Source organism: Arthrobacter sp. CP30 (assembly GCF_053470025.1).
The window spans coordinates 295,298-318,658 of the sequence record NZ_JBQEMM010000004.1; the positions used below are offsets into that span (position 1 = coordinate 295,298).

Below are 23,361 nucleotides of genomic sequence, written 5' to 3' on the forward strand. Positions count from 1 at the left end.
GCAGCTCAGGTCGCAGGGGCCGACGATCCGGACATGGCGGACCGGTAGACATGTTCGAGCAGGACGAGATTGGCCTCAGGGGTGTACCGCTCGAGATACACCGACCGCGCCGTCTCACCCCACGCGCGGCAGGTCGACGGATCGGACATGAAATCCAACGCGTCAGCGAGGGCGTGGGAATCGCCAGGGGTGAAGCGCAGGCCGGTAGTGCCCGATTCCACGAGTTCGCTGAAGACGCCGTGATCCGGAACGATCACAGGGACGCCGTGTGCGAAGGCCTCGACCACTGTGAGTCCGAAGGTCTCGAAGGCGTTGGAGGGATTGACGAGGTACTGGGCGCGCGACAGGAGGCGCATGGCCTGGTCACGGGGCAGTGCACCCACGAAACGGACCGAGTCCCCGTGGGCCCTCGCCTTGAGCCGGAGTTCTTCCTCGAGCGGGCCGGATCCCGCGATGACCAGAGTTCCCATCGACGGCTTCCAGGCGTCGACGAGTACATCCGCGCCCTTCTCCTTCGACAGCCTGCCGAGGAACAGCCCGAACGGCGCGTCCGGCGCCTGCGCATCAGCGAGCGTATCGGGCCGAGGGATGAAGTGGGGCTTGACCGTGATCTTCCCGTCCGGAATCCCGTATCTCGTCATCATCGACCGAGCGAATTCGCTCATGACGATGAAGGTCGTGACGCCATCACTCCACGAACCCCGGAGCCGGTGGACGTCGATCGACACAGCAAGCGGCGCCGTCGCCGCGCGGCTGTCCCGGTAGCAACCGTGAACCAGCGCGGGCACGGAGCTCCGAGGCAGGCATGCGGTGCAGGGCTTCCCCTCGCGCAGCAAGGTCCCAGCCGCACAGAACAGCCGGTAATTGTGGAGGGTCATCACGACCGGCACGCCGAAATCCTTCGCTGCAGCGAGTATCGAGGCACTGATCAGGGGAAAGGGATTGTGGAGGTGGATCACGTCGATGTCATGGGTAGCGAGCAACTGCGCGACCTTCCGCCGGTCGGCCGGCGACCACGTGACGCGGAACGGCACTTTCGCCTTCTCGATCTTCGTCATACCGGCAATGCTGTCGCTCTCGACGAAGTGCCTCACGACCTCGTGTCCGGCTGCGGTGAGCAACTCCAATTCCTGCGCCACCACCATGTCTTCACCGCTCGGTTGCGCGCTGCGGTAAGAATTGTGAATCAACAGGATGCGCATTATCGTAGTCCTCATTGCGTCGCCGGCGGCGGCCGGTTGTCTTTCCAGCAACCTACAGTACGGTTCTCATTCAGGGTCTCAATACCTAAGGTCACCAGTGACGCTAGTGCGACCCCTCATTCATCGTAGTCTCGTCCTCTCGTTGGGCCTCGCGCTGGTCGCGGTCGGCCTGAGCCCGAGCACGGCCGCCGAAGCGGCACAGGCGCCATGCTCCCGCACTGTCGTCCTTGGCCAGGACATCGCGGCAGCAGTCCAGAGGGCGCCGGACTACGCGGTCATCTGCCTGGCGTCCGGGGTCCACGAGGTCACGAAGACGATCGTTCCCCGAACCGGCCAGGTCATCAGGGGATCCGGGGCCGTCCTGTCGGGAGCCGAGCCCCTCGACAATCTTGCAAAAATCAACGGACGGCTCGAGGCCAAAGGCGTACTGCCCCCGAGATACTCGGGCAACGGCCAGTGCGAGGATGCCGCAAGTTCACTGTGCAATCAGGCGGAGATCCTCTTCCGGGACAACGTCGCGCTGAAAGCCGTGGGCAGATTGCGTGACCTCGGGCCCGATTCGTATTTCGCGGACTACAGCGCGAACATGCTGTACGTCGGTAACGGCGACGCCGAGGCGAGCTACACCCTGGCCCGGACCCGTACCGCCATCGAGTCCCGGGCCTCGGGGGTCACCCTGGACGGTCTGATCATCCGCGGCTTCGCCAACCTCCCGCAGAGTGGGGCGGTGATGGTCAGCGGTCAGGGATGGGCGGTCCGGGATTGCCTCATCACCGACAACCACGCGATAGGCCTGATGATCGCCCGCGGCGAGAACGCGCTGATCGAGGGGAATCGGATCTCGAGGAACGGCCAGCTGGGCATCGGTCAGTGGAGGTCGAACAACGCGCGTGTGATCGACAATGTCGTCTCCTACAACAACACCCGCGGGTTCTGGGTGGCGGATTGGGAGTCGGGCGGCATGAAGGTTACGTACTCCTCGTCGCTCATCGAGGGAAACACCTTCAGGGGCAACAGGGGCGTCGGCGTCTGGGCTGACGTGGGAGCAGATGGTGTCACCATCCGGAACAATACGATTGCGTCCAATCTCGCGGATGGCGTCAGGTACGAGATCAGTCGGAATGGTCAGATCCTGGGGAACACGGTGACGGACAACGGCCTGAACAAGGGGCGGGGATCAGGCCTCGGGCTGATGTCCGGTGCGGGGATCAACGTGAACACCAGCGCGGGTGTCGCGGTCCAGGGCAATGTCGTCCGCGGGAATCTCAATGGTATCGGCGTCCAGCTTCGGCCGCGGGGATCCGGGCCGCTGGGTCCGTACCGCCTGCAGGACGTGAAGGTGACGGACAATGTGATCGACGTCCGGAGCCCGGGCACCGCCGTCAGCGGGATCGTACGAGCGTCCAGCTACGTCGGGTCGGTCGCTGATGCGCGTATCGCCTTCTCGGGGAACACCTACGTGGTCAACGCACTCCAGGACAGGAAGCTGTTCCTCGACCAGTCGCCGATGTCATTCGACCAGTGGAAAGGGCGGGGGTTCGACGTGCGCGGGAAGGTGGGCCTGGTGCTGCCGTCAGCGCTTCCGACCACGCCGACGGCGCCGAGCCCCGCACCCGCCCCGGTGTCCGGGTCGGCGACGACCATCGCCCTGGATAGTTTCGCCCGCAACGGCGCCGGACTGGGAGACGCGGAGAAGGGCGGAACATGGTCCGTCAGTGGTGGCGACTACTACTATCGGACGAAGGCCGGAGCGGGAGTCTGGTCCATGAAGAAGCCCGGCAGTGCACCGTCCGCCTACTTGAACGATCTCATGGTCCACGGGAGCCAGACCTCACTCGAATTCGCTCCCGCCGCCAAGCTCGAGGAGGGCGGGGTGTACGTCTCGGTGGTGGGTCGCGCAGTGCCGAATGCAGGCGAGTACCGGGTGAAGGTACGCGCGGCCCCGATCGGAACCTCGCTGTCGATCATGAAGGCGGACGCCTCGGGTGTCGAGAAGCCCCTCAGTGAGGAAATCCAGGTCGAGGGCGCGACGGCGACCCCGGACGGGAAGTTGGCGGTCCGCGTCCTGGTCCACCCGTCGAGCGGGGGCAAGACGCTGATCCAGGCTCGTCTGTGGAAGGTCGGCGCCCGAGAGGGGACGACATGGCAGGTCGAGGCCACCGATTCCGCGGCTGAGCTTCAGGCTCCGGGTAGTGTCGGTCTGATCACCGTCCTGTCGAGCCGTGCGTCCGTCCCGATGGACCTGCTCGTGGACAATTGGAAGACGCAGACGCTGCAGTAGCCGGCGTCGACAATCACCACCAAGGGGATGACATCCACTGTGTCGAATGGGACCGAAGCAAGTCAGACGTACAGCGGTCTCGTAGCAGAACTGAAGGCGCACCAGAAGACGTCCAAGGGGGCGTCGGCGTATGCCACCTACATTAACCGCCCCGCCGGTCGTCGTTTCGCGGCGCTCGCCTTCCTGATGCGGATGACGCCCAACGGAGTGACCGGGGTCAGTGCGCTCTGCACATTCGCGGGTTTTGCCGTCCTGGTCGCGGGCCCCTGGAGTGTCCTGACGGGCATCGCCGCAGCCGTGCTCCTGATGCTCGGTTATGCACTGGATTCGGCTGACGGACAGCTGGCACGGTTGCAGGGCGGAGGATCGACGGCAGGGGAGTGGCTGGATCACGTGGTCGATGCCGTGAAGATGGGCAGCATCCACCTCGTGGTACTGATCGGGTGGTGGTCGTCCGGTGCTTTCCCCTCTGGCCTGATGCTCGTGCCCATCGCGTATCAGGTGCTGGCCACGGTGTTCTTCTTCACCATCATGCTCACGGACCAGCTTCGCCGTCTGCATCGGGGATCGGCCTCGATGCGACTCGCAGGCGAGGGGAGTTCCTCGTTCGTCTACTCCCTGGCGGTGCTGCCGACAGAGTACGGCATCCTGGCGCTCGTGTTCCTGACGTGGGGAACCGGCCTGTTCGCGCCGCTCTACTGCCTGCTCCTCGCCGCGAACGTGATGTTCCTCGGTCTGGCTCTGCCCAAGTGGTTCCGCGAGGTCGCGGTGTTCCGCTCCTGATCGGACTCCTTAGGCTCCACTGGGATGCCATGGGCACCTCGACGATGGGAGGATTAGCGCAGACAATCCTTGTGTAATTACCGCAGGGCGAAGCGACGTATCCGAGGAGTATCCGTGCCCGTGATCGAAACCCCCGTCACGCTCACCCCGTCCGACGCCGGGCTGACGGACGCCGAGGTGCATCGCATCCGCAACGACTTCCCGATCCTCGGCACGGAGGTCAACGGCAGGCCGCTCGTCTACCTCGACTCGGGCGCCACGTCGCAGAATCCTGTGAGCGTCATGGAGGCGGAGCAGGAGTTCTACGAGCAGCGCAACGCCGCCGTGCACCGCGGCGCCCACTCCCTCGCCGTCGACGCCACCGACGCGTACGAGGACGCGCGCGCCGCCGTCGCCCGGTTCATCGGAGCGCGGACGAACGAGCTGGTGTGGACCTCGAACGCCACGGAGGGGATCAACCTGGTCGCCTACGCGATGTCCAACGCCTCGCTCGGCCGCGGAGGGGACACCGCGCGCCGGTTCGCCGTCGGGCCCGGGGACAGCATCGTGGTGACGGAGCTGGAGCACCACGCCAACCTGATCCCGTGGCAGGAACTCGCCGCGCGCACCGGCGCCGAGCTCCGCTTCATCCCGGTCGACGACGACGGTGCGCTGCGCCTCGACGAGGCCCGGCAGGTCATCACCTCCTCGACGAGGATGGTCGCCTTCTCGCACGCCTCGAACGTCCTGGGGACCATCAGCCCGGTGGCGGAGATCGTGGGGCTCGCCCGCGAGGTCGGCGCCCTGACGCTCCTCGACGCCTGCCAATCGGTGCCGCACCTGCCGGTGGACGTCAAGGCCCTCGACGTCGATTTCCTGGTGTTCTCCGGCCACAAGATGCTGGGACCCACCGGCATCGGCGCACTCTACGGACGCGCCGAACTGCTGAACGCGATGCCGCCCTTCCTCACGGGCGGCTCCATGATCACCACCGTCACCATGCAGGGCGCCGAGTACCTGCCCTCGCCGAACCGGTTCGAGGCCGGGACGCAGCGCATCTCGCAGGCGGTCGCCCTCGGTTCCGCGGCCAACTACCTGGCGGAGACCGGCATGGAGCGGATCGAGGCCTGGGAAGCCACGCTGGGGAGGCGTCTCGTCGCGGGTCTCGACGCGATCGACGGCGTGCGGGTCCTCGGGCCACGGGCTGATCAGCCACGGATCGGACTGGCGGCGTTCGACGTCGACGGCGTGCACGCCCACGACGTGGGCCAGTTCCTCGACGACCAGGGCATCGCCGTCCGCGTGGGCCACCACTGCGCGCAGCCGCTGCACCGCAGGTTGGGGCTCACCGCCACCACCCGCGCCAGCACGTACCTCTATACGACGACGGACGAGGTGGACGCCTTCCTGGCGGCCGTCGCCCAGGTCCGCCCCTTCTTCGGAGCAGAGTAGATGAGCTCAGGACTCGAACAGCTGTACCAGCAGATCATCCTCGACCACGCGAAGGCGCGGCACGGCTCGCCCCTGGCAGCGTACGACGGCGACGGCAGGGTGGGGGAGTCCCACCAGCTGAACCCTGTGTGCGGGGACGAGATCACCCTCCGCGCCGCCGTGCTGGACGGCAGCGTCGCGGCGGTGACGTGGGACGGTGCCGGATGCGCCATCTCGATGGCCTCGGCGTCGGTGCTCACGGACCTCGTGCAGGGCCTGCCGCGTGACGAGGCCATCACGCTCGTCGATGCGTTCCGCGAGGTCATGCGTTCCCGCGGCCGGATCGAGGCCGACGAGGAGGTTCTCGGGGACGCTGCGGCCTTCTCGGGTGTGTCCCGGTTCCCTGCGCGCGTGAAGTGCGCCATGCTCGCCTGGGTCGCGCTCGAGGAGTCCCTGCTCGCCGCCAACGGCTAGGTCCCGACGAGCCGGCCCACGGTGGTGCGGGCAGGACCCCCGCTCACCGCGTGGGCTGCGGGATCACGACGGTGAAGCACGACCCACGGCCCGGCTCGCTGGCCACCGAGATGGAGCCGCCGTGCTCGCTGACGATGCTCTTGGTGATCAGCAGGCCCAGCCCGACGCCCGGCACCGCCGAGGTACGCACCGACGGGGAGCGGAAGAAGCGGTCGAAGACCTGGTGCAGTTCCTCGGCCTCGATGCCGATCCCCGTGTCCTCGACCTCGATAACGAGGCCGTCGTCCCCGAGGGAGGCGTCCAGCGTGATGCTTCCGCCGCGCCTGTTGTACTTCACGGCATTGGTCAGCAGGTTGTCGACCGCCTGGGCGAGGCGGGCCGGGTCCGCGACCGCCTGCAGGGACGAGGGCGCCCGGTTCTCGAGATGGACGCCGGCCCGCACGGCCCGCAGATGGCCGGAGGATGCCGCATCGGCCAGGATACGGCCGACGTCCGTGGCGATCGGGATGACCTCGAAGGTGCCGGCGTTGATCGCGAGCAGGTCCTCGACCAGCTGTTCGAGCCGGAGGGCATTCCGCCGGGCGATCTCGAGGTAGCCCTCCACGCCCTCGGGCAGCACGTCCCCCAGCTCCAGCGTCAGGTCGAGATAGCCGAGGATCGACGTGAGCGGGGTGCGGAACTCGTGCGAGACGTTCGACAGGAAGTCGTCCTTGGCCTGCAGGGCGAGGAGCAGTTCGGTGACGTCGTTGAAGGACACGACCGTCCCCGCGAAGGCGCCGTCGTCGTCGTACATGGACTGCGAGAAGATGCTGAGCGCACGCTGGGACCGTCCGGCGCCCACCCACACCTGTTCGCCCTGCAGGTCCTCGCCCATGATGGCCCGGCGCACCGGTCGGATCTCCGGCGGGATCGGCGTGGTCCTGTCCGCACCGAAGATGAGCAGCTCGCTCTCCTGCGGATCGGGCGTGTCCGGGGGTGCGGCTGCCGCATGGCCCTCGCGCTGGCGGGCATTCATCAGGATGTCGTTGCCGTCACGGTCCACGGCGAGAAGTCCCACGCTCACCGTGTCCAGCACGGTCCCGAGGAGCCGTTCGCGGTCGCGGCCGGCCTCGATGCTCTCCCGCAGTGCTGCCTGGGATGCCCGGAGTGCGTCCTGCCGTCGCCGGTTGTCCTTCGCCAGCGCGCTCACGAACCCGGCCAGACCCGTGAGCATGATGGGCAGGAGGATGGGATCGATGAGGCCGCGGAGTGTGAGCACCTCGGTGCGGAGGAGGAACGGCAGCCAGATGACGAGGAGGGAGGCGACGACGGCGATCGTCACGGCGGTCGCGGTGCGGACCCTCGACGCGGCGATCCAGACCGTGGGCAAGGCGGCGAGGAGCCCGACGCCCGTGAGGCTGTCTCCAGCGGCCGCCCGGGTGAGCGCGATGGCGACGAAATCGACGAGCGGGACGATGATGACCCAGCGGCTGGGGATGCGCGACCACGGCAGCGTGCAGCACAGTGCGAAGACGGCCAGGTTCAGGATCCACCCTGCGACGAAGACGGGGACGGAGCGGAGCTCCTCGCTCTGCAGCAGCCCGAGCACGACCGTCATGGAGAAGGTGCTGGTGAGGGCCAGTTCGCTCAGGATGATCCGGCGCCTGTTACGCGCCCGGCGGGGACCCCGCACGGCCTCGACCGGACCATGCCCTGCCTGCACCACCCCCGGTTCGGCCATGGATCAGTCCGCGCGGTTCTCGAACACGTCGGGGACGCCGTCCGCATCGGTGTCGACCTTCTCCTCCTCCTCGATGCGGCGGTAGTGCTTGTTGCGCAGGCGCAGCACCACGCTCGCCAGGAGCGCCGCCAGGAGGGATGCCGTGAGGATGGCGACCTTCGCGTGGTCGTCGTGCTTGCTGCCCGCCCCGAAGCTGAGGTCGTTGACGAGCAGGGACACGGTGAACCCGACCCCGGCGAGGATCCCGACGCCCAGCAGGTCCCACCAGCTCAGTCCCGGATCGAGGTCGGCCTTCGTGGTCCTCGTGACGACGAACGTGGTCAGGAGCACGCCGATCGGCTTGCCGAGGACGAGCCCGAGCACGACCCCGATCAGGACCGGATCCGTGAGCGCGGACGCGAAGCCTTCCGCGCCCCCGATCGCCACACCCGCGGAGAAGAAGGCGAAGACGGGTACGGCGAAGCCCGTCGAGAGCGGGCGGAAGCGATGCTCGAGGACCTCGGCCAGTCCCGGCTTGTTGGGGCGGGGCAGCAGGGGCCTGCCCTCGGACCTCCGCAGGACGGGCACGCAGAACCCGAGCAGCACCCCGGCGACCGTCGCGTGCACCCCCGACGCGTGCATGAGCGCCCAGGTGGCGACACCCAGCGGCAGGAGGACGAGCCACGGACCCCGCGTGGTGCTCCCGAAGAACTTCGGCCGCCGCTGGGCGAGCAGGGCGAAGAGGCCCAGGGGGAGCAGCATCCAGAGGAGGAAGACGAGGCTGACGTCCTCCGAGTAGAAGAACGCGATGATCGCGATGGCGATCAGGTCGTCCACGACGGCGAGCGTCAGGAGGAAGACGCGCAGGGCACCGGGCAGGTGCGAGCTGATGACCGCGAGAACGGCCAGGGCGAAGGCGATGTCCGTGGCGGTGGGGATGGCCCAGCCGCGGAGCGTCTCGGGGGAGGACAAATTTACGGCCGTGTAGATGAGCGCGGGCACGAGGACACCGCCGAAGGCGGCCGCGACGGGGACGATCGCGCGGCTGAGCCGCCGCAGGTCCCCGGCCACGAACTCACGCTTGAGTTCGAGGCCCGTGAGGAAGAAGAAGACCGCGAGGAGACCGTCGGAGGCCCAGGTACCCACCGACAGCTTCAGGTGCCATGGTTCGTAGCCGAACTCGAAGTCCCGGATCGCGAAGTAGGACTCGGAGAACGGCGAGTTGGCCCAGAGGATGGCAAGGGCGGCCGCGACGAGGAGCAGGATGCCCCCCACCGTCTCCTTGCGCAGGATCTCCGTGATGCGGAGGTGCTCCGCATAGCTCGATCGCTGGAGGATCACCGGGTGGGCGCCTGCCGGCTTCGCTCGATCGTCCTGGGTCATCGGGTCTCCTCGGGGATGCAGCGTGCAGGCATGGTCCGGTCTCAGGCGATGAGGGCTCGCACCCCGATGACGGCAGTCGCCGCGCCGAGGATCATCGAGGTGGAGATCAGCATGAGGTGGACCGTGAGGAACCTGGTCGCCGCGCCCTTCTCGTCGCGGGCGCGCGGGTCCTTGAGGATGCGGCGCAGGAACGGCGGCCAGACGATCAGGGTCCAGACGCCGGAGAGGATGAGGATCAGGGCAAGGGGTGTGGGCAGCTGCATGGTGGTCGCGGAACTCTCGGGTGGGGTGGCTACGGTCTTGTCAGCGGTTCTCGAGCCAGGTGCGGGCCTCGGTCGCCTGCACGTTGAGGGCCTTGCCGATCATCGGCTCGGCGGCACCGGCGATCTTCCCGCCGAGGAACGGGATGGTGGAGGAGACGGTGCCCTGGAGATCGACGACGGTCCCGCCGCCCTGCGCCGTGAGGCGCTGCACCGCTGCCACGGAGAGGGGGACGCCCGCGACGGTCATCTGCAGTGTCGCCTCGCGGGAGCCGTCGGCGGTCGGCGCCGCCCACTGCTCGGTCTGGGTGACGGACAGGGTTTCGCCGACGAACTTGCGGGCCATGTCGGGGAGGCGATCGGTCGGCATGGTGCGGACCGCCGTCAGCGTGAACGCGCCGGCGGTGTCCCCGTCCACCGTGAGCGACTCCAGGGTGCCGCCGACATGCTCGCTCATGTGGCGGACGAAGCCCTCGTCGGTGAACACCCCGAGGACCGTCGCCGGGTCGTAGGGGAGGGTGGTCGATGCGTTCAGGGCCATGGGTTCTCCTGGGGTCGTCGAGATGCCGGGCGGGCAGGGTCTGCCAGCAATCCTACGGCCTGCCGGTCAGGGGGCGCCGGGCGGGCCCCGAAAGCGTCAGGCCCCCTTGGTAGTCTGGGAGCATCCCCGGGAACGATTCGTCTTCCCGGGCTTTCGTGCTGTCCCAGCCCCTCGGCAGCCGCGTCGAGCCGGCGCGGACCATGGGCCGGTGGCGGAGGAGACCACGCCTGAGGAGCCCCAGACAGATGAGCCTGAACGGATTGCGCGCGGCGCTCGCCGAGGACGCGTCCTACGCGCGCGTACGCACCAACGCCTCGCGCCCGGTCGACCAGCGCAGCGCCGACCTGCAGATCGGTGCGCCCGCGGGACTGCGCGCGCCCCTGATCGCGGAGATGGTCGACGGCCTGGCGGGCCTGTCGGCACCCGACGTCGGCGCTGCCACAACCCCTGATGCCGGCGCAGCGGTGCCCGTGGTGCTCGCGATCACGGCGACCGGCCGGGAGGCGGAGGACCTGGCCCAGGCGCTCCGCAGCTACCTGCCCGAGAGTGCCATCGAGGAGTTCCCCAGCTGGGAGACCCTGCCGCACGAACGCCTGTCGCCGCGCTCGGACACGGTGGGCCGCCGGCTCTCGGTCCTCCGGCGGCTCGCCCACCCGGGCGGGTCGCCGATCAGAGTCATCACCGCGCCCATCCGCGCGGTCGTGCAGCCACTCGTCGCCGGTCTCGGCGACCTCGAGCCCGTCGCGCTCAAGGTGGGCGACGAGATCGCCTTCTCCGAGGTGGTCACGGCGCTGGCCGATGCGGCGTACGCGAGGGTCGACATGGTCACGCACCGGGGCGAGTTCGCCGTGCGCGGGGGCATCATCGACGTCTTCCCGCCGACCGAGGACCACCCGGTCCGCGTCGACTTCTTCGGCGACGAGGTGGACCAGATGCGCTGGTTCGCCGTCGCCGACCAGCGCTCCCTGACCACGGGGGAACCTCCGGTGGCGCTGTACGCGCCGCCCTGCCGCGAGATCCTCATCACGCCGTCGGTCATGTCCCGTGCGGCGAAACTGCAGTCCGAGCTCCCCGCCGCGGCGGCGATGCTGGAGAAGATCGCCGGAGGCATCGCCGTCGAGGGCATGGAGTCCCTCGCCCCGGTGCTGGTGGACGCCATGGTGCCCTTCGCGGGCGAGCTGCCCGCGGGGTCCATCGCCGTCGTGATCGAGCCGGAGAAGGTCCGCGCCCGCGCGCACGACCTCGCCGCCACGAACGAGGAGTTCCTCGCCGCCGCGTGGTCCACGGCCTCCGACGGCGGCGCCGCCCCGCTCGACCTCGGCGGCGGTCTCGGCACCGACCTGCAGGAGGCGAGCTTCCGCTCGCTGACGGAGACGCGGTCGACGGCGCTCGCCCACGAGGTGGCCTGGTGGGGGATCACCTCCTTCGGCGCGGACGAGGAGCTCGCCGACGTCGACAGCTTCACGCTGCACGCACGCGAGCCGCGCGGATACCAGGGCGACGTCGCCGAGATGATGGACTTCATCGGCGGACGTGTCAGGGACCAGTGGCGCGTCGTGGTCGCGACCGAGGGACCCGGGCCCGCCCAGCGCCTCGCGGAGCTGTTCCACGACAACGACATCCCCACGAGCCGCGTCGACTCCCTGGACGCTCCTCCCCAGCCCGGGATCATCGAGATCACGACGGCGTGCGCCGGGCGCGGGTTCGTGGTGGACGGACTGAAAATCGGGCTGCTCACGGAAGCGGACCTGCTGGGACGCACCAGTGCCTCGGGTACGCGCGACATGCGGAAGATGCCCTCGCGGCGCAGGAACGCCGTCGACCCCCTGCAGCTGAAGGAGGGCGACTTCGTGGTGCACGAGCAGCACGGTGTGGCCCGCTTCGTCGAGCTGATGCAGCGCTCCACCGGTGCCGGCCCCACGCGGACCACCCGCGAGTACCTGGTCCTCGAGTACGCGCCGTCGAAGCGCGGTGCCCCGGGGGACCGCCTCTTCGTCCCGACGGACCAGCTCGACCAGGTGACGCGCTACGTCGGCGGGGACGCCCCGGCGCTGAGCAAGATGGGCGGCTCGGACTGGAGCAAGACCAAGAACCAGGCACGGAAGGCCGTCAAGGAGATCGCGGGCGAGCTGATCCGCCTGTACTCGGCGCGCATGGCCTCCCGCGGTCATGCCTTCGGTGCCGATACGCCCTGGCAGCGTGAGCTCGAGGAGGCCTTCCCCTACGTCGAGACGCCGGACCAGCTGACCACCATCAACGAGGTCAAGGCGGACATGGAGCGTGAGGTGCCGATGGACCGGCTCGTCTCGGGGGATGTCGGCTACGGCAAGACCGAGATCGCCGTCCGTGCCGCGTTCAAGGCCGTGCAGGACGGCAAGCAGGTGGCCGTGCTCGTGCCGACCACCCTCTTGGTGCAGCAGCACTTCGAGACGTTCTCCGAGCGGTTCTCCGGCTTCCCGGTCCGTGTCCGCGCCCTGTCGCGCTTCCAGACGGCGAAGGAGTCGCGGGAGACCGCCGAGGGACTCACCTCGGGTGCCGTCGACGTCGTCATCGGCACGCACCGCCTGCTGTCCAAGGAGATCACCTTCAAGGACCTCGGGCTCGTGATCGTCGACGAGGAGCAGCGCTTCGGCGTGGAGCACAAGGAGGCGCTCAAGAAGATGCGCACCAATGTGGACGTCCTCGCCATGAGTGCGACGCCGATCCCCCGGACGCTGGAGATGTCCCTCACGGGCATCCGGGAGACCTCGACGCTCGCGACCCCACCGGAGGAGCGCCACCCGGTGCTCACGTACGTCGGCCCGTACACGGACAAGCAGGCCTCCGCCGCGATCCGGCGTGAACTCATGCGCGAGGGCCAGGTGTTCTTCGTGCACAACCGGGTCTCGTCGATCGACCGGACCGCGGCGCACCTCAAGGAACTCGTGCCCGAGGCGCGGGTCGCCGTCGCGCACGGGCAGATGACGGAGTCCCGCCTGGAGCAGATCATCGTGGACTTCTGGGAGAAGCGGTTCGACGTCCTCGTGTGCACCACGATCATCGAGACGGGCCTCGACATCTCCAATGCCAACACGCTGATCGTGGACCGCGCGGACTCCTACGGGCTCTCCCAGCTGCACCAGCTGCGCGGCCGCGTGGGGCGGGGCAGGGAGCGGGCGTACGCCTACTTCCTGTACCCGTCGGAGAAACCGCTCGGGGAGGTGGCGCTCGAGCGGCTGAAGGCCGTGGCGTCCCACAACGAACTCGGTGCCGGCATGCAGCTGGCCATGAAGGACCTCGAGATCCGCGGCGCCGGGAACCTGCTCGGCGGTGAGCAGTCGGGCCACATCCAGGGGGTTGGATTCGATCTGTACATCCGCCTGGTCGGCGAGGCGGTGGCGTCCTTCCGCGGCGAGGCCGAGGAGAAGGCGGCGGAGATGAAGATCGAGCTGCCCGTCAACGCCCACCTACCGCACGAATACGTCCCGGGGGAGAGGCTCCGCCTGGAGGCCTACCGGAAGCTGGCCGCCGCCGTCACCGAGGAGGCGATCGACGCGGTGGTCGCCGAACTCGAGGACCGCTACGGGGAGCCGCCCGCTGCGGTCGTGAACCTGATCTCGGTGGCCCGCTTCCGGGTCGCGGCACGGGCCCTCGGGCTCACCGACGTGGCGCTGCAGGGCAATTTCATCAAGTTCGCCCCGGCCGAGCTGCCGGAGTCCAAGCAGATGCGGCTCACCCGCATGTATCCGGGCGCCACGGTGAAGCCCGCCATGAACGCGGTGCTGGTACCCAAGCCGAAGACGGCGCGGATCGGCGGTCGGGACCTCGTGGATGCCGAGATCCTCGACTGGGCGAAGAACGTGCTGGAAGCGGTCTTCACCCCCTAGGTCCCCGGACCGACGCGAAGAGGCCGTCCCCCTCGGGGGACGGCCTCTTCGCATCGTTCAGGTCGTTCAGGCCGGTGTCGGCGCGGTGTGCCCGGAGATCAGGAGCCGACGCCCGCCGATGTCTCCTTCTCGTCGGTCCGGTTGCCCTCGGCGAGGTTGTAGCCGGTGTCCGCGCGGCCGAGGATGCCCTGCGGGATGAAGAAGACGAGGAACGCGACGACGACGATCACGGCCATGGGCCAGATGTCCTGCGGCGTGAACCAGGTCAGCAGGTAGATGCTCAGCAGGAATGCACCGAAGATGACCACGAACCATACGATGTTGCTGACGAGGTGACCCTTGCCGGCGTGGGCGGGCTGGCTCTCGGCGTTGACCTGGTGTGACATGTGTTCTCCTAGCGTGCTGTGACGGCCGGTTCCGCGCTGTCCTGGCTGGTTCGCCGTCAGTAGCCTGCGGCGCCCTGTTCTCCCTTAACGATAGCGACTCCCGAGCTCGCTCCGATACGGGTTGCGCCGGCGCCGATCATCGCGCGGGCGTCCTCGAGCGAGCGGACCCCGCCCGAGGCCTTGACGCCGAGGTCCGGGCCGACCGTCCGCCGCATGAGGGCGATGTCCTCGACGGTCGCCCCGCCGCCGTTGAACCCGGTGGAGGTCTTCACGAAATCCGCTCCTGCCTCGACGGCCGCTTCGCAGGCCAGCACCTTCTGCTCGTCCGACAGCAGGGCGGTCTCGATGATGACCTTGAGGATGGCACCGTTCTCGTGCACGGCGTCCGCGACGGCCCGGATGTCCTGGACCAGGACGTCGCGTTCACCGGCCCGTGCAGCGGCGATGTCGATGACCATGTCGATCTCGTCGGCGCCGTCGGCCACGGCGCCGCGCGCCTCGACGACCTTGACCTCGGTGGTGCTGGCCCCGAGGGGGAACCCGATGACCGAACAGGTGAGGACGCCGGTGTCCTTCACCGCGGTGCGGACGGTACTGACCCAGAGCGGATTGACGCAGACGGACTTGAAGGAGTACTCGACCGCTTCCCGGCAGATGGTGAGGATCTGCTCACGGCTGGCTTCGGGCTTGAGCAGGGTGTGGTCGATGAAGGACGCGAGGGAGGCATCGGTAGACATGGCGTCCATCCTTCCATGCCGCCGCCCGTACCGCGGACGGCTGCCGCCCCCGCGGCAGGAGGGGTTCAGAGCCCGAGCGCCTCGCCGACGTCCCGGCGTACGGCCTGCAGCCGGAGGCGGGCCGCCTCCTTGGCGGCGGAGAGCTCGGCCGCAGAGCCGACCGGCTCGACGACCTCGAGGTAGCACTTGAGTTTCGGTTCGGTGCCGCTCGGCCGGATGATCACGCGCGTCTCGTCCTGCGTGACGTAGAGCAGCCCGTCGGTGGGAGGCAGGTGGGCCGAGCCCTGCGCGAGATCCTCGGCCGTGGTCACCGGCGAGTCGGCGAAGGACGACGGCGGGTTCTCGCGCAGCCGGTTCATCATGGCCCCCAGCAGTCCGAGGCTGCCGACGCGGACGGACAGCTGGTCCGAGGCATGCAGGCCGTGCACCAGGAAGGCGTCGTCGAGCAGGTCGAAGAGCGTGCGGCCGTCGGCCTTGGTGGCCGCGGCGAGTTCGGCGAGGAGGAGGCCGGCGGAGATGCCGTCCTTGTCCCGGACGAGTTCGGGAGCCACGCAGTAGCCCAGCGCTTCCTCGTAGCCGAAGGAGAGCCCGTGCACGCGCGCGATCCACTTGAAGCCGGTCAGCGTCTGGACATGATCGATCCCCGAGACGGCGGCGATCCGCCCGAGCAGGCGGGAGGACACGATCGAGTTCGCGAAGACCCCGCGTGCGCCGGCTCCTGCCGACGGGGTGTCCCGTCCACCCGAGCCGAGGCGGGCGGCGAGATGCAGGCCGAGCAGGGAGCCCACCTCGTCACCACGGAGCATGCGCCAGACACCGGTGGACGGTTCCCGGGCGGCGAGGGCCACGCGGTCGGCATCGGGGTCGTTGGCGATCACGAGGTCCGCTCCGGTCTCCTGGGCCAAGGCGAGGGCGAGATCAAGTGCGCCCGGCTCCTCGGGGTTCGGAAAGGCGACGGTGGGGAAGTCCGGGTCCGGCTCGGCCTGGCGCCGGACGACGGTGACGTCGTCGAAGCCGGCTTCCGACAGGACGGCCTGCGCCGTGCGTCCACCCACGCCGTGCAGCGGCGTGAGGACGATCCTGAGCCCGCGCGCCGACGACGCCGGATCGGCGAGGGCCGCGACGGCGGAGACGTAGTCGGCCTCGATGCTTCCGGGCAGGACGGTCCAGCCCTCCGGGGCCAGGACGATGTCCGAGAGCGCGCCGGCGGCGTCGATGTGCGCGGCGATACCCGAGTCGTGCGGTGCCACGATCTGGACGCCCCGGGCGTCCTCCTCCACGGCGCGTCCGCCGAGGTACACCTTGTAGCCGTTGTCCTGCGGCGGGTTGTGGCTCGCCGTGACCATGATGCCGACCTCGCAGGCCAGCGTGCGGATCGCGTACGCGACCACCGGTGTCGGCAGCTCGGTCGGCATGAGGAAGGTCTCGATCCCGGCGGCGGTGAGGATCGCCGCCGATTCCTCGGCGAACACCCTGGAGTTGTGCCGGGCGTCGAAGCCGACGACGGCGCGCGGGACGTAGGCGCCGGCCGCGAGGTCGAGGACGTGGGCGGCGACACCCGCGGCCGCACGGCGCACCACGACCCGGTTCATCCGGTTCGGACCCGCGCCGAGTGCTGCGCGCAGTCCGGCCGTGCCGAAGGCGAGCGGACCGGAGAAGCGGTCACGGAGGTCCTGTTCCGCGGCTGCCGCCGGCGCTCCGCCGTCCCGAACCCGCCCCACGAGGGTCCGAAGTTCGTCAGCCGTCCTCGGGTCGGGGTCGGCGGCGGCCCAGTCGTCGGCCGTGCTGAGGAGGGTGTCCAGTTCCGGGGTGGTCATGCGGGTCCCTAACGGTGGATCGTCGACGGCGGCCGGACGGGCACCGGTCGTGCTGCGGTGGTCCGGCCGCCGAGCCCTCCAGCGGGGTGGGCGGGCGGACGGAAAGCGGTCAGATGGTCGCGACGATGTCGGCGAGCAGGCGCGAGATCCGCGGGCCGGCCGCCTGGCCCGCTTGGAGGACCTCGGTGTGGCTGAGGGGGACGGGGCTGATGCCGGCGGCGAGGTTCGTGACCAGCGAGATGCCGAAGACCTCCATGCCGGCATGACGTGCTGCGATGGCCTCGAGGGCCGTGGACATGCCCACGAGATCGGCGCCGATGCGCTTGGCGTACTGCACCTCGGCCGGGGTCTCGTAGTGCGGTCCGGTGAACTGTGCGTAGACCCCCTCGTCCAGCGTCGGGTCCACGGTGCGGGCGAGGGCGCGCAGCCGGGTCGAGTAGAGGTCCGTGAGGTCCACGAAGGTGGCTCCCTCGAGGGGCGACGACGCCGTGAGGTTGATGTGGTCGCTGATCAGGACGGGGGTGCCGGGCTGCCACTGCTCCTGCAGCCCGCCGCAGCCGTTCGTCAGGATCATCGTCGTCGCACCCGTCGCCGCTGCCGTCCGCACGCCGTGGACGACGGCGCGGACGCCCTTGCCCTCGTAGTAGTGGGTGCGCGCGCCCAGGACCAGGGCCCGCTTGCCGTTGGGGGTCAGGATGGAGCGGATGGTGCCGGTGTGGCCCACCACGGCGGGGGCGGAGAAGCCGGGGATGTCCGCGGCGTCCAGCGTGTGGGTGGTCTCGCCGATGAGCTCGGCCGCCTCGCCCCAGCCGGAGCCGAGGACGAGGGCCGTGTCATGCCGGTCGATGCCGGTTGCTCGGGCGATGTGGCCTGCAGCGTCGCGGGCCAGGTCGAAAGGGTCGGGGGAGGAGTCGGAAGTCACCGCTACAACTTACCCTCTGCCCATCGGCCGCACCCACAGGCACAGGGTGTCGTGGCCGGGTGGCACACCGTTCGCTGTTCCGACGTGTCGGTGGCATGCGCGATGATGGACGCGTGACCAATCAACTCGATCTCAGCTCACTGCGCCTGGCGATCCTGGGCGGCGGACCCGGCGGTTACGAAGCCGCGATGGTGGCGTCCTCGCTCGGCGCCCAGGTGACCATCGTCGAGAGCCAGGGACTCGGTGGTTCCGCTGTCCTGACGGATGTGGTCCCGTCGAAGACGCTCATCGCGACGGCCGACACCATGACGCGTTTCACGGACGCGAGCGGGCTCGGTGTGCGCTTCTCCGCCGACAGCGCGGTCTCGGCGGACCTCGACAAGGTCAACCAGCGCCTGCTCAAGCTCGCGGTCGAGCAGTCCTCGGACATCCGCGCGACGCTCGAGCGCCTCGGCGTGCGCGTCATCATTGGCACAGGGAAGCTGCTGGACAACCACCGCCTCGAGGTGGAGTCGGAGGGAGACACCCTGATCGTCGAGGCCGACGCCGTCCTCCTCGCGGTCGGCGCGACGCCCCGTGAGCTTCCCAGCGCCATGCCCGACGGCGAGCGCATCTTCAACTGGACCCAGCTCTACAACCTCCGCGAGATCCCCGAGCACCTCATCGTCGTGGGTTCGGGCGTCACCGGGGCCGAGTTCGCCAGCGCCTACAACGGCCTCGGGTCGAAGGTCACCCTCATCTCGAGCCGAGACCGCGTGCTGCCCGGCGAGGACGCGGACGCCGCGGAGGTCCTCGAGGGGGTCTTCAAGGACCGCGGCATGACCGTCCTCTCGCAGTCGCGGGCCAACGCCGTCGACAGGACGGAGAACGGCGTGGTGGTCCACCTCGCGGACGGCCGGACGGTCGAGGGGAGCCACTGCCTCGTGGCGGTCGGGGCCGTGCCGCGGACGGCCGGGATCGGGCTCGAGGAGGCGGGTGTGGCCGTCAGCGAGTCCGGACACATCCAGGTGGACGGCGTCTCTCGCACCACGGCACCCAACGTCTATGCGGCAGGGGACTGCACGGGCGTGTTCGCCCTGGCGTCGGTCGCAGCGATGCAGGGCCGGATCGCCATCGCCCACCTCATGGGTGATTCGGTCAGTCCGATCAAGCTGAAGCAGGTCGCGTCGAACATCTTCACGTCACCCGAGATCGCCACGGTCGGCGTGACGGAGGAGGACATCGCCTCGGGCCGGTACCAGGGTGACGTCGTGAAGCTGTCCCTGCACACCAACGCCCGGGCGAAGATGATGAACGTCAAGGACGGGTTCGTGAAGGTGATCTCCCGCAAGGGCTCGGGAACGGTGATCGGCGGTGTCGTCGTCGGGCCCCGTGCCTCGGAGCTGATCTTCCCGCTGGCGCTCGCCGTGACGAAGAAGCTGCATGTGGACGACGTCGCCAATACCTTCACGGTCTACCCGTCGCTCACGGGGTCGATCTCGGAGGCTGCGCGCAGGCTGCACGTCCGCATCTAGGGCGGGCGGCGGCGGGATCGGAGCGCCCGGAAGAGTTCCCATGGTCCAGAGTGTGGACACGCTTATCCAGCACGTGGACACTGGTGGTCTGATATCCGGGTACTCCTGAAGCACGGGCTCCGGGCTGCGCCGCTCCTCGGGGTGCCTGCGGTCCGGTGTCCAGCCCGAGAAAGCCGACTCCATGACCTCCTCCACAGCCGCTGACCGAAGCGGAGCCACGAAGCCCCTGAACTCCCGGGGGCGGGTGATCTTCGCCAGCCTCATCGGCACCACCATCGAGTTCTACGACTTCTACATCTACGCGACGGCCGCCGTCCTGGTGTTCCCGGCCCTGTTCTTCCCGAACCAGACGTCGGCGAACCAGCTGCTCAGCTCCTTCGCCGTCTTCGGCGTCGCGTTCGTCGCCCGGCCCCTCGGCTCCATCCTCTTCGGGCACTTCGGTGACAAGATCGGCAGGAAGGCGACGCTGGTCGCCTCGCTGCTGACTATGGGTATCGCGACCTTCCTCATCGGTGTGCTGCCGACCGCCGAGGGCTCGGGCTGGATCTTCTGGGCGCCGTTCCTGCTCGTGGTGCTCCGCTTCCTCCAGGGTCTGGCGCTCGGTGGCGAGTGGAGCGGTGCCGCCCTCCTGGCCACGGAGAACGCACCCGAGGGCAAGCGGGCCATCTTCGGGACCTTCCCGCAGCTGGGTGCACCGATCGGCTTCATCCTCGCCAACCTGCTGTTCGTGCTGCTGAGCACCACGCTCTCGGCGGAGGACTTCATGGCCTGGGGCTGGCGCGTGCCGTTCCTGCTGAGTGCTGTCATGGTGATCATCGGCCTGTACGTCCGGTTGAAGCTCATCGAGAGCGCCTCGTTCCAGAAGGTCCAGACCGAGGGCAAGGTGGTCAAGCTCCCGCTCGGCACCGTGTTCCGCTCCCACTGGCGTCCGCTCCTGCTCGGCACGTTCATCATGTTCGCCACCTACGTGCTCTTCTACTTCATGACTGCCTTCACGCTGACCTACGGGACGGCGCCGTCCTCGCTCGAGCAGGCGCAGGCCCGCGCCGAGGCCGCCGGCAAGACACTGACGCAGGCGCAGATCGACTCCTTCGTGCCCGGCCTCGGCATGAGCCGGCCGGACTTCCTGTGGATGCTGATCATCGGCGTGGTGTTCTTCGGGATCTTCACCATCATCTCCGGCCCGCTGGCCGAGCGCTTCGGCCGCCGGAAGATGCTGCTCGCCACCACCGTGGGCATCGGGGTCTTCGGACTGCTCTGGGCGCCGCTGTTCGCCGCGGGCACGGCGGGCGCCATGGTGCTGCTGATCGTCGGCTTCACCCTCATGGGCCTCACCTTCGGGCCGATGGCCGCCGTCCTTCCCGAGCTGTTCCCTGCCAACGTCCGCTACACGGGCTCCGCCGTCGCCTACAACGTCTCGAGCATGATCGGTGCAGCACCCGCCTCGTTCATCGCCGTGGCACTCTGGCAGGCCGCGGGCGGCAGCACCGTACTCGTCGGCGCCTACCTCAGCGTGGCCGCCGTGGCCACGTTCATCGCCCTCTTCGTCTCCCGCGAGACCCGCGACCACGACTACGAGAACAACGTCGCCTAGCTCCCACCGCATCACCCGACGGCGCCGCACCCACCAGGGTGCGGCGCCGTCGTCGTTCCGGGCTCGTGAGCCGACGGGTCGGCTTGCCCGTGGTGGCTGTGCTTGCGCGCCGCCGCCACGGCCCCCCTACACTGGAAGCACAGCAGGCTTAGCACCTGCCCGGACGCAGCCGCTGCTCGCCCGGAGGCGGAAGACGGGGTAGTAGGAACGGGCGACATGGAACAGCAGGCTCTGGCCGGGAGGTACGCGCTGGGTAAGCGCGTCGGCACCGGCGGCATGGCGGATGTCTTCACGGCCCGGGACACCCGCCTCGGGCGGGACGTGGCCGTCAAACTGTTCAGGCCCGGCACCGCCGACGGCCTGGAACGCGGATCAGCGGAGGCGCGCATGCTGGCGCGACTCGATCACCCCGGGCTGGTGCGGGTCCTCGACATGGACAACGGTGAGGACGCGCAGGACGGCGCCTACCTCGTGATGGAACTCGTGGACGGCCCGGATCTCGGCGTCCGGCTCCGGACCTCCGGACCGCTCGGCCGCGAGGAGGTCCGGACAATGGCGCTCGATCTCGCCCGGACGCTGCAGTACATCCACGGCCAGGGCATCGTGCACCGCGACCTGAAACCCTCCAACATCCTGACGCGCGAGGCGGATCCCCACAGCGGGCTCTTCGGCTATCTGCTCACGGATTTCGGGATCGCCCGGTTCTTCGACGGCGGCCGTATGACGGCGACCGGGCAGGTCATCGGCAGCGCCGCCTACTTCAGCCCGGAACAGGCACGGGGCGACGGCGTGGGCCGGCCCTCGGACATCTACTCGCTGGGGCTCGTGCTGATCGAGGCCCTCACGGGTGAACGTGCCTTTCCCGGCACCGGTATCGAGAGCGCCCTGGCCAGGCTCCACCGGAGCCCGTCCATCCCGCACGCCGCAGGGCCCGCCCTCTCGGCCCTCCTCGTCTCGATGACCCTGGACGACCCCGACGATCGACCGGACGCCGCAGGCGTCGTCCGTGCCCTCATTGTCATGGGCCCGCAGCGCGGACCCGACGCGACCGGCGCGTCGAGGGAGCCCGCCGGCACGCCGTCGACCGAGGTGCCGGCGGCTGCCTGGACGGCGCCCGGTCCCCGGGGCGCGGCCTCGCCGGAGCCGCGCACCGCGGCGATGCCCGTTGCCGCCGGGCCATCCGCGTCGCTCGACCCGCACACTGCGGTCCTCCCTCCCGCCACCGAGCGCGCGCCGTCACCCGATGCAGGCACGGCGGCCGTGCCCGCGGCCGTCGAGTCCCCGTCGTCGACCCATCCACGCACGGCGGTCCTGCCTGCCCCCGAGCTACCGTCGCCGTCGCCCCTGCCGTCGACGGCGGTCCCGGCACGGCCTGCACCTGCGGTGACAGCATTACCGGCGCCGTCGGACCGCGTCACGGACAGCGTCTCGGGCCTGCGTCGCGTCGGCGCTGCGGAGCGCCCCTGGAGTGACCGTGCCCCGGACACTGCGCAGCAGGCGCAGGGGGTTGCCCCGACCAGGGTGTCGGACGCCGTGGACCAGAACCACCCCGACGGCGCGGGCGAGACCCGGGATCCGCGTCCATCGTCCCGTCCCGTCCGCCGTCGCTCCGCCCTGCCGTGGGTCCTGGCTCTCCTCGCCGTGCTGGCCCTGGCGGCCGCAGGCCTCTGGATCATGATAACGATGACCGCGGACGGCTCCCCGCCCGGGATCGAGCCCCTGCCGGCGGTGCCGGGCGAACCGGGCGAGCGGCTCCAGGAACTCTACGAAAGCGTGCAGTGATGACCCGGTACAGGATCGGCGTCCTTCCGGTGCTCGCCGCTGCGGCACTGCTCCTCGGCGGGTGCGGCGCCGAGCCGATCGATCCCGCGACGGCGGGGGACCTCCAGGCGGAGGTGCGCACCATCGCTGCCACCGCAGCCGGAGGCGACAGCACCGGGGCGATCGCCCTGGCCGAACGCCTCCGGGCGGAAGTGGACGGCGCCCGCGACGCGGGAACGGTGAACGAGGACCGTGCCTCGCTCATCGGCATGCACATCGATGCCGTGATCGCCTCCCTCCGGGCCGCGGAGGAGCCGGCCGACGGTGCTCCCGCGGGGACCCCGGCGCCCGAGCCGGCCCCGACAGGGACCTCGGGCCCTCCGGCGCCGGCAGGGACGACTCCGGCCCCGGCGGACCCGGCACCGGAGTCGCCGGTCCCGGCTCCGGTCTCGGAGGCACCGGCGGCACCGGCGGCACCTACACCCGGCGAGACGGACGAGAACGAAGCCGAGGAGAACGAACCGGACGAGGACGCGGGGGACGGGGGAGCGGTTGATCAGGGGGCAGTGACGCCGGGTGACGGCGGGCAGGGGGCTGACAAGGCCGCCGAGCAGCAGCGGAAGGCCGCGGAGAAGGCCGCCGAGCAGGCCAGGAAGGAGGCCGAGAGGGCCGCCGACAAAGCTGCGGACGAAGCCCGGGGCAAGGGTAACGGCGGCTGACGGTCCGGGACG

Annotated in this window: 18 protein-coding genes; 9 read left to right on the forward strand and 9 right to left on the reverse strand. The window is 69.5% G+C overall.

The genetic code is table 11. The features are described from left to right. Nucleotides 1–5 precede the first annotated feature (5 nt). Entirely contained in the window at nucleotides 6–1,253 is a 1,248-nt protein-coding gene (locus ACTIMO_RS08140) for a glycosyltransferase family 4 protein (protein WP_448182080.1), read from the reverse strand. Nucleotides 1,254–1,299: 46 nt separating this feature from the next. Here ACTIMO_RS08140 and ACTIMO_RS08145 point away from each other — a divergent pair, with 46 nt between their 5' ends. The 4 genes from ACTIMO_RS08145 (at nucleotide 1,300) to sufU (ending at nucleotide 6,150) form a co-directional block, all read left to right on the forward strand. Continuing rightward, nucleotides 1,300–3,483, forward strand: a complete 2,184-nt coding sequence (locus ACTIMO_RS08145; RefSeq protein ID WP_448182081.1) for a right-handed parallel beta-helix repeat-containing protein — start codon at nucleotides 1,300–1,302, stop codon at nucleotides 3,481–3,483. A gap of 27 nt (nucleotides 3,484–3,510) precedes the next feature. Beyond that, a complete protein-coding gene (locus ACTIMO_RS08150; protein WP_448182082.1) occupies nucleotides 3,511–4,266 on the forward strand; it encodes a CDP-alcohol phosphatidyltransferase family protein in 756 nt (251 codons plus the stop codon). Nucleotides 4,267–4,380: 114 nt separating this feature from the next. Continuing rightward, nucleotides 4,381–5,697, forward strand: coding sequence for a cysteine desulfurase (locus tag ACTIMO_RS08155; RefSeq protein WP_448182083.1), 1,317 nt, complete (start codon nucleotides 4,381–4,383; stop codon nucleotides 5,695–5,697). After that, nucleotides 5,698–6,150: a Fe-S cluster assembly sulfur transfer protein SufU gene (gene sufU, locus ACTIMO_RS08160; RefSeq protein ID WP_448182084.1), complete on the forward strand. Its 453-nt coding sequence runs from the start codon at nucleotides 5,698–5,700 to the stop codon at nucleotides 6,148–6,150. It abuts the gene before it with no gap. Nucleotides 6,151–6,193: 43 nt separating this feature from the next. Here the strand turns inward: sufU and ACTIMO_RS08165 are convergent, their stop codons facing one another. From ACTIMO_RS08165 to ACTIMO_RS08180, 4 genes are read right to left on the reverse strand one after another with little or no spacing between them, the layout of a single operon-like run. Next, a complete protein-coding gene (locus ACTIMO_RS08165) occupies nucleotides 6,194–7,870 on the reverse strand; it encodes a sensor histidine kinase (protein ID WP_448182085.1) in 1,677 nt (558 codons plus the stop codon). 3 nt (nucleotides 7,871–7,873) lie between these two features. Then, a complete protein-coding gene (gene nhaA, locus ACTIMO_RS08170; RefSeq protein WP_448182086.1) occupies nucleotides 7,874–9,232 on the reverse strand; it encodes a Na+/H+ antiporter NhaA in 1,359 nt (452 codons plus the stop codon). A gap of 41 nt (nucleotides 9,233–9,273) precedes the next feature. Beyond that, a complete protein-coding gene (locus ACTIMO_RS08175) occupies nucleotides 9,274–9,495 on the reverse strand; it encodes an SCO4848 family membrane protein (RefSeq protein ID WP_055770337.1) in 222 nt (73 codons plus the stop codon). Nucleotides 9,496–9,535: 40 nt separating this feature from the next. Further along, nucleotides 9,536–10,033, reverse strand: coding sequence for a DUF2505 domain-containing protein (locus ACTIMO_RS08180; RefSeq protein WP_055770339.1), 498 nt, complete (start codon nucleotides 10,031–10,033; stop codon nucleotides 9,536–9,538). Nucleotides 10,034–10,278: 245 nt separating this feature from the next. Between ACTIMO_RS08180 and mfd the strand changes: the two genes are divergently transcribed. Continuing rightward, on the forward strand, nucleotides 10,279–13,899 hold the full coding sequence (gene mfd / locus ACTIMO_RS08185) for a transcription-repair coupling factor (RefSeq protein ID WP_448182087.1): 3,621 nt from the start codon (nucleotides 10,279–10,281) through the stop codon (nucleotides 13,897–13,899). 98 nt (nucleotides 13,900–13,997) lie between these two features. Here mfd and ACTIMO_RS08190 read toward each other — a convergent pair whose 3' ends face one another. The 4 genes from ACTIMO_RS08190 to ACTIMO_RS08205 form a co-directional block, all read right to left on the reverse strand. Beyond that, nucleotides 13,998–14,285 (reverse strand): hypothetical protein, encoded by a 288-nt coding sequence (locus ACTIMO_RS08190; protein WP_055770343.1) that lies wholly within the window; start codon nucleotides 14,283–14,285, stop codon nucleotides 13,998–14,000. 56 nt (nucleotides 14,286–14,341) lie between these two features. Continuing rightward, on the reverse strand, nucleotides 14,342–15,022 hold the full coding sequence (gene deoC / locus ACTIMO_RS08195) for a deoxyribose-phosphate aldolase (protein WP_448182088.1): 681 nt from the start codon (nucleotides 15,020–15,022) through the stop codon (nucleotides 14,342–14,344). A 65-nt stretch (nucleotides 15,023–15,087) separates the two neighbouring features. Continuing rightward, on the reverse strand, nucleotides 15,088–16,839 hold the full coding sequence (locus ACTIMO_RS08200; protein ID WP_448182089.1) for a phospho-sugar mutase: 1,752 nt from the start codon (nucleotides 16,837–16,839) through the stop codon (nucleotides 15,088–15,090). Between the two features lie 109 nt (nucleotides 16,840–16,948). After that, entirely contained in the window at nucleotides 16,949–17,761 is an 813-nt protein-coding gene (locus ACTIMO_RS08205; RefSeq protein WP_448182090.1) for a purine-nucleoside phosphorylase, read from the reverse strand. A 95-nt stretch (nucleotides 17,762–17,856) separates the two neighbouring features. Between ACTIMO_RS08205 and ACTIMO_RS08210 the strand changes: the two genes are divergently transcribed. The 4 genes from ACTIMO_RS08210 (at nucleotide 17,857) to ACTIMO_RS08225 (ending at nucleotide 23,349) form a co-directional block, all read left to right on the forward strand. Continuing rightward, nucleotides 17,857–19,275: an NAD(P)H-quinone dehydrogenase gene (locus tag ACTIMO_RS08210; protein ID WP_448182091.1), complete on the forward strand. Its 1,419-nt coding sequence runs from the start codon at nucleotides 17,857–17,859 to the stop codon at nucleotides 19,273–19,275. Between the two features lie 181 nt (nucleotides 19,276–19,456). Then, nucleotides 19,457–20,869, forward strand: a complete 1,413-nt coding sequence (locus ACTIMO_RS08215) for an MFS transporter (RefSeq protein ID WP_448182092.1) — start codon at nucleotides 19,457–19,459, stop codon at nucleotides 20,867–20,869. Between the two features lie 216 nt (nucleotides 20,870–21,085). Beyond that, nucleotides 21,086–22,651 carry a protein kinase domain-containing protein gene (locus ACTIMO_RS08220; RefSeq protein ID WP_448182093.1) on the forward strand — a complete coding sequence of 522 codons (1,566 nt, stop codon included), beginning with the start codon at nucleotides 21,086–21,088 and terminating at the stop codon, nucleotides 22,649–22,651. Next, nucleotides 22,651–23,349 carry a hypothetical protein gene (locus ACTIMO_RS08225; RefSeq protein WP_448182094.1) on the forward strand — a complete coding sequence of 233 codons (699 nt, stop codon included), beginning with the start codon at nucleotides 22,651–22,653 and terminating at the stop codon, nucleotides 23,347–23,349. The genes ACTIMO_RS08220 and ACTIMO_RS08225 overlap by 1 nt, the downstream gene beginning before the upstream one ends. The last annotated feature ends 12 nt before the right edge of the window (nucleotides 23,350–23,361 follow it).